This window comes from Escherichia sp. KCJ4928, assembly GCF_004352695.1.
Classification (GTDB): Bacteria; Pseudomonadota; Gammaproteobacteria; order Enterobacterales; family Enterobacteriaceae; genus ECMA0423.
This window is the reverse complement of the sequence record NZ_SJWV01000212.1, coordinates 1-6,538: the sequence shown is the minus strand read 5'-3', so window position 1 is coordinate 6,538 and position 6,538 is coordinate 1. Positions and strand designations below refer to the sequence as shown.

Here is a 6,538-nt window from a genome sequence, read left to right as displayed (position 1 = left end):
CGCCATGCCCATAAAGGTGGCAGGATCGGCACCCAGCGCCGCGCCAAGACGCGACATTTCAGCCAGGCCACGGGTGATTAGCGCCGTACGCGCATTCGCGCCAAAACCGATACCGTCGGACATCCCCGCGCCAATGGCAATGACGTTTTTCACCGCACCGCCAAGCTGCACACCGATGAAATCCGGGTTGCTGTAAACGCGGAAACTTTTGCCACAGTGCAGCAATTGTTGGAGATCATCGGCAAAGGTCTGGTCGGTAGAGGCCAACGAAATAGCCGTCGGTAAACCTGCCGCCAGTTCTTTCGCAAACGTTGGGCCAGAGATAACCGCCAGCGGAATTTGATCGCCTAAGGCCTCACGCGCCACGTCCTGTAACAGACGTCCGGTTTCCGCTTCCAGCCCTTTGGTCGCCCACACCAGACGCGCATCAGGACGCATCAGCGGTTTAATCTGGCGCAGCACTTCACCAAAGACATGGCTGGGTACGACGACGAGAATATTACGGCTGGCTGCCAGCGCAGTGGCGAGATCGCTTTCAAGATGGAGCGTATCGGGAAAAGGCACATCGGGGAGAAACGCGGCGTTACAGCGGTCGCGTTCAAGCGTTGCGATATGTTCAGGGTCATGGCCCCAGAGGACAACCTCGTGGCCATTTCTTGCCAGGGTGATGGCAAGAGCGGTGCCGTACGAGCCGGCACCGATCACAGTCATTGAAGCATTACGTTGGTTCATCAGGCATCCTGATGTTCTTCAGTACCTTCGCCAGCCTGCTGCTGCAAATAGTTCATGAACAGCGCATCGAAGTTAACCGGCGCAAGGTTCAGTTGCGGGAATGTACCGCGGGATACCATGCTGGTGATGCACTCACGAGCATACGGGAACAGAATGTTCGGGCAGTATGCGCCCAGGCAATGTGCCATCTGGGTGCCTTCGATACCCGCGATGGAGAAAATACCGCCCTGCTGAACTTCACACAGGAACGCGGTTTCTTCGCCCAGGGAGGCCGTTACGGTAACACGCAGTACCACTTCGTATACGTCATCTGCCAGTTGGGAAGATGCCGTATCCAGATCAAGTTTAACTTCTGGTTGCCAATCTTTCTGGAAAACGTGCGGCGCGTTCGGCGCTTCGAAAGAGATATCCTTGGTATAAATACGTTGGATCTGGAAAGTCATTTCAGTGTTGTTTTGTTCTGACATGTGTAGAAAACCCTTAAGTGTTGTCCTTAAATACTGCGCAATGTAATGCCAACGTTCACACGTTATTTCAGCAGGGGATCCAGTCCACCACGTGCATCCAATGCATACAAGTCATCACAGCCGCCAATGTGCTGTGCGTCAATAAAAATCTGGGGAACCGTGGTGCGACCGCTGCGTTTGATCATCTCTTCACGCTTGGCGGCGTTGCCATCGATCGGCAGCTCCTGGAAACTCACGCCCTTGCTGCTCAGCAGTGCTTTTGCACGATGGCAATACGGGCAGGTTTCTTTGGTATAGATTTCAACATTGGCCATAAATTAGCTCCTGTTTTTTTACCCTGAAATTTCATGTTGCAGGGCGGCAGCAAAATGGAGTGTCCCCAGAAGCTTATAACAATAAGTCGCTGGGGGCCTAATTGCAGCTAACGGCCTGCATCATGAAAGACGACAGGTAAATTATTTGCCGCGCACCAGAGGCAAGTTTTCGCCAGCCCAGCCAGCAACGCCCTCTTTCAGCACGAATACTTGCGCAAAACCAGCTTTCGTCAGCGCGTTTGCAGGCTCCTGGCACTGCATGCCAGAACCGTCTACCACGATAACCGGTTTGTCTTTGTGCTTCTCAAGCTCACCAACATTGTTGGCTTTGATTTCGCTCGGCAACAGATTGATAGAACCTGCGATATGGCCTTTACGGAAGTCATCACGCTGACGTAAATCCACAACCACAGCGTCTTCTTTGTTGATCAGACGCGTAGCTTCACCACGAGTAATCACCTTCACTTTCGAGGTCAGGCTCTTAAACGTAGTCACAAGAACCGCCACCAGTAACGCGATCCAGGCGATACTCAGTATGGGATGACGGCCAACAAATTGCATAATTTCTTGCATGGGGGGTAACAACTCCCGACGTAGTGATTAAAAAAACCAGGAAAGGAGTATACCTGCGCGGTGCGGCAAATACAGCCAGCGCGTTAACTGGAATGCAATTTTGCGGGGCACGACGAAAAAAAAGCGCAAATCTGGCATCGGCTTGCCGCGAGCGGTCGTATATTTTGATCTTCAGAGGCTATTTTATCGATTCAGCTGTAGTAAAATTACGCAAATTTTGACTCTTGAGTATGAGGTTGTCGCAATGTCGGTTTCTAAAAAACCTATGGTACTGGTGATTCTGGATGGCTATGGCTATCGTGAAGAACAGCAGGATAACGCCATTTTTAGTGCTAAAACCCCGGTAATGGATGCACTGTGGGCCAATCGTCCGCATACCCTGATCGACGCTTCCGGTCTGGAAGTCGGTCTGCCTGACCGTCAGATGGGTAACTCCGAAGTAGGCCACGTTAACCTGGGTGCCGGCCGCATCGTGTATCAGGACCTGACTCGTCTGGACGTTGAAATCAAAGATCGCGCTTTCTTTGCTAATCCAGTGCTGACTGGCGCGGTAGATAAAGCTAAAAACGCAGGTAAAGCAGTACACATTATGGGTCTGCTCTCCGCAGGCGGCGTACACAGCCACGAAGATCACATCATGGCGATGGTAGAACTGGCAGCTGAACGCGGCGCAGAAAAAATCTACCTGCACGCATTCCTTGACGGTCGCGACACCCCGCCGCGCAGTGCTGAATCCTCGCTGAAAAAATTTGAAGAGAAATTTGCTGCGCTGGGTAAAGGCCGCGTAGCGTCCATCATTGGTCGTTACTACGCGATGGACCGCGATAACCGTTGGGATCGCGTTGAAAAAGCCTATGACCTGCTGACTCTGGCGCAGGGTGAGTTCCAGGCCGATACTGCCGTTGCTGGTTTGCAGGCAGCTTATGCTCGCGACGAAAACGACGAGTTCGTGAAAGCGACCGTTATTCGTGCAGAAGGTCAGCCAGATGCGGCAATGGAAGACGGCGATGCGCTGATTTTCATGAACTTCCGTGCTGACCGCGCGCGCGAAATCACTCGTGCATTCGTAAATGCTGATTTCGACGGCTTCGCGCGTAAGAAAGTGGTTAACGTCGATTTCGTGATGCTGACCGAATACGCTGCCGACATCAAAACCGCAGTGGCTTACCCACCAGCTTCCCTGGTTAACACCTTCGGCGAGTGGATGGCGAAAAACGACAAAACTCAGCTGCGTATTTCCGAAACCGAAAAATATGCTCACGTCACTTTCTTCTTTAACGGTGGCGTAGAAGAGTCGTTCAAAGGCGAAGATCGCATTCTGATCAACTCACCGAAAGTGGCTACCTACGATCTGCAACCGGAAATGAGCTCCGCAGAGCTGACCGAAAAACTGGTTGCGGCCATCAAGAGCGGCAAATACGACACCATCATCTGTAACTATCCGAACGGCGACATGGTAGGTCACACCGGGGTGATGGAAGCGGCGGTTAAAGCGGTTGAAGCACTGGATCACTGCGTGGAAGAAGTCGCGAAAGCGGTTGAGTCCGTGGGTGGACAACTGCTGATCACCGCTGACCACGGTAACGCTGAACAGATGCGCGATCCGGCAACGGGTCAGGCACACACAGCACACACCAACCTGCCAGTTCCGCTGATTTACGTTGGTGATAAGAACGTGAAAGCGGTTGCAGGCGGCAAACTTTCTGACATCGCGCCGACCATGTTGTCGCTGATGGGTATGGAAATCCCGCAAGAGATGACTGGTAAGCCGCTGTTCATCGTGGAATAATCCCTCCCCATGAGGGGAAAGGCGATTAATACCATGACACGGGCCGTGAAACCGCGCAGGTTTGCAATCAGGCCCATCATCTACGCCAGCGTTCTTAGCGCTGGCGTATTGTTGTGCGCCTTTTCCGCCCACGCGGATGAGCGTGACCAACTCAAATCTATTCAGGCCGATATCGCCACAAAAGAGCGCGCGGTACGCCAAAAGCAACAACAACGCGCAAGCCTGCTCGCACAATTGAAAAAGCAGGAAGAAGCGATCTCTGAAGCCACCCGTAAGCTGCGCGAAACGCAAAACACGCTCAATCAACTCAATAAACAGATTGATGAGATGAACGCGTCGATTGCCAAACTGGAGCAGCAAAAAGCCGCCCAGGAGCGCAGCCTCGCCGCACAACTGGATGCCGCATTCCGTCAGGGCGAGCATACCGGTATTCAGCTAATTCTCAGCGGTGAAGAAAGCCAGCGTGGACAGCGTTTACAGGCTTATTTCGGCTATCTCAACCAGGCGCGACAAGAAACCATTGCCCAGTTGAAGCAAACGCGTGAAGAAGTCGCCATGCAGCGTGCTGAACTGGAAGAGAAACAAAGCGAGCAACAAACGCTGTTATATGAACAGCGCGCCCAACAGGCGAAACTGACTCAGGCTCTGAACGAGCGTAAAAAGACGCTGGCGGGGCTGGAATCTTCCATCCAGCAAGGTCAGCAGCAGCTAAGTGAACTGCGTGCCAACGAATCCCGTCTGCGTAACAGCATTGCCCGTGCGGAAGCCGCGGCGAAAGCGCGTGCTGAACGAGAAGCGCGTGAGGCCCAGGCGGTTCGCGACCGCCAGAAAGAAGCGACGCGCAAAGGCACCACCTATAAACCGACCGAAAGCGAAAAATCGCTGATGTCCCGAACTGGTGGCCTGGGCGCGCCGCGTGGTCAGGCATTCTGGCCGGTTCGCGGGCCGACGCTGCATCGCTATGGCGAACAGCTACAGGGTGAATTACGCTGGAAAGGGATGGTGATTGGTGCCTCTGAAGGTACTGAAGTTAAAGCGATTGCCGACGGTCGGGTGATTCTGGCTGACTGGCTGCAAGGCTACGGTCTGGTGGTGGTGGTTGAGCATGGTAAAGGCGACATGAGTCTTTACGGCTATAATCAGAGCGCACTGGTGAGCGTTGGTTCGCAGGTTCGCGCGGGCCAGCCAATTGCACTGGTGGGCAGCAGTGGCGGTCAGGGTCGGCCTTCACTCTATTTCGAAATTCGCCGCCAGGGTCAGGCGGTCAATCCACAGCCGTGGTTGGGAAGATAAGTTTTGTTTCCATTTCGTCGTAACGTTCTTGCATTTGCCGCTCTGTTGGCGCTCTCCTCCCCCGTACTTGCTGGCAAACTTGCCATCGTCATTGATGATTTTGGGTATCGCCCGCACAACGAAAACCAGGTGCTGGCGATGCCTTCCGCTATCTCCGTCGCTGTATTACCCGATTCACCGCACGCCAGAGAGATGGCGACCAAAGCGCATAACAGCGGTCACGAAGTGTTGATTCATCTCCCGATGGCACCGTTGAGTAAACAGCCGCTGGAGAAAAATACGCTACGCCCGGAGATGAGCAGCGACGAAATTGAGCGCATTATTCGTAGTGCGGTCAATAACGTGCCCTATGCCGTGGGGATCAACAACCACATGGGCAGCAAGATGACCTCTAACCTGTTTGGTATGCAGAAAGTGATGCAGGCGCTGGAGCGTTACAATCTTTACTTCCTCGACAGCGTAACCATCGGTAATACCCAGGCGATGCGCGCCGCGCAAGGCACTGGCGTGAAGGTGATCAAACGGAAGGTATTCCTCGACGATTCGCAAAATGAAGCGGACATCCGTGTGCAATTTAATCGCGCAATTGATCTGGCGCGTCGCAACGGTTCAACCATTGCCATTGGGCATCCTCACCCTTCAACGGTACGCGTGCTACAACAGATGGTTTATAACCTGCCGCCAGACATTACGCTGGTGAAAGCCAGCAGCTTGCTGAATGAACCGCAGGTTGATACTTCTACACCGCCGAAAAACGCTGTGCCTGATGCACCGCGTAATCCGTTCCGTGGCGTGAAGCTGTGCAAACCGAAGAAACCGCTGGAGCCGGTTTATGCTAATCGCTTCTTTGAAGTATTAAGCGAAAGCATCAGCCAGAGCACGCTGATCGTTTACTTCCAGCATCAGTGGCAAGGCTGGGGCAAACAGCCCGAAGCGGCGAAACTTAACGCTAGCGCAAATTAAAGGCGCTACGCGTAATGCGATGGTGCGACCGCGTTTTGTCGCGCCATTGCCATAAGCGGAAAGACCACAGTAACGCCTGGTAACCCACCTTCACGCTGCGCACATTGGTAATCAGGCGCTTATACATACCGGAAGTAAATATCTCGGCAATCATCCGTTGGCGGGTAAGAATATCCGGCTCTTTGCGCACCGCATGGCAAACACGCAATGCTTCGTAAGTTATTTGCTGATGAAATTCCGGATAAATCGTAATTTTGTCGGCATAATTTCGATTTAATTTCTCCAGCAGGCGGGTAATCTTAATATAGTGACGTTGATAATTAAGGTTTTTATTCCCTTGTCTATGCAACCGACTCACTGACGTATTATGCAGATAATATTTATATAATGATTGCTCGGTATATCGC

General features: G+C 52.9%; 7 protein-coding genes and 1 pseudogene. 3 read left to right on the top strand and 5 right to left on the bottom strand.

The window, feature by feature from the left end; translation table 11 throughout:
* From gpsA to E0D98_RS20490, 4 genes are all read right to left on the bottom strand, one after another.
* On the bottom strand, nt 1–732 hold a 732-nt coding region (gene gpsA / locus E0D98_RS20505), incomplete at its 3' end, for an NAD(P)H-dependent glycerol-3-phosphate dehydrogenase (RefSeq protein ID WP_131890893.1).
* Entirely contained in the window at nt 732–1,199 is a 468-nt protein-coding gene (secB, locus tag E0D98_RS20500; RefSeq protein ID WP_000003377.1) for a protein-export chaperone SecB, read from the bottom strand. The genes secB and gpsA, both read right to left, overlap by 1 nt.
* 62 nt (nt 1,200–1,261) lie before the next feature.
* Nucleotides 1,262–1,513 carry a glutaredoxin 3 gene (gene grxC, locus E0D98_RS20495; protein ID WP_000024392.1) on the bottom strand — a complete coding sequence of 84 codons (252 nt, stop codon included), beginning with the start codon at nt 1,511–1,513 and terminating at the stop codon, nt 1,262–1,264.
* 141 nt (nt 1,514–1,654) lie between these two features.
* A complete protein-coding gene (locus E0D98_RS20490) occupies nt 1,655–2,086 on the bottom strand; it encodes a rhodanese-like domain-containing protein (RefSeq protein WP_001156181.1) in 432 nt (143 codons plus the stop codon).
* Nucleotides 2,087–2,330: 244 nt separating this feature from the next.
* On the opposite strand from E0D98_RS20490, the gene gpmM reads away from it, so the two are divergent.
* Genes gpmM through E0D98_RS20470 form a run of 3 tightly spaced genes read left to right on the top strand, consistent with a single transcriptional unit; the run spans nt 2,331 to nt 6,131 of the window.
* Nucleotides 2,331–3,875 (top strand): 2,3-bisphosphoglycerate-independent phosphoglycerate mutase, encoded by a 1,545-nt coding sequence (gene gpmM, locus E0D98_RS20480; protein WP_000116565.1) that lies wholly within the window; start codon nt 2,331–2,333, stop codon nt 3,873–3,875.
* 33 nt (nt 3,876–3,908) lie between these two features.
* Nucleotides 3,909–5,168 carry a murein hydrolase activator EnvC gene (gene envC, locus E0D98_RS20475; protein ID WP_000196272.1) on the top strand — a complete coding sequence of 420 codons (1,260 nt, stop codon included), beginning with the start codon at nt 3,909–3,911 and terminating at the stop codon, nt 5,166–5,168.
* A gap of 3 nt (nt 5,169–5,171) precedes the next feature.
* Entirely contained in the window at nt 5,172–6,131 is a 960-nt protein-coding gene (locus E0D98_RS20470) for a divergent polysaccharide deacetylase family protein (RefSeq protein ID WP_047084033.1), read from the top strand.
* On the opposite strand, the pseudogene waaH reads toward E0D98_RS20470, so the two are convergent.
* Nucleotides 6,118–6,538 (bottom strand): annotated as a pseudogene (gene waaH, locus E0D98_RS20465) (UDP-glucuronate:LPS(HepIII) glycosyltransferase); the annotation flags it as partial. The gene E0D98_RS20470 and the pseudogene waaH sit on opposite strands and share 14 nt — an antisense overlap.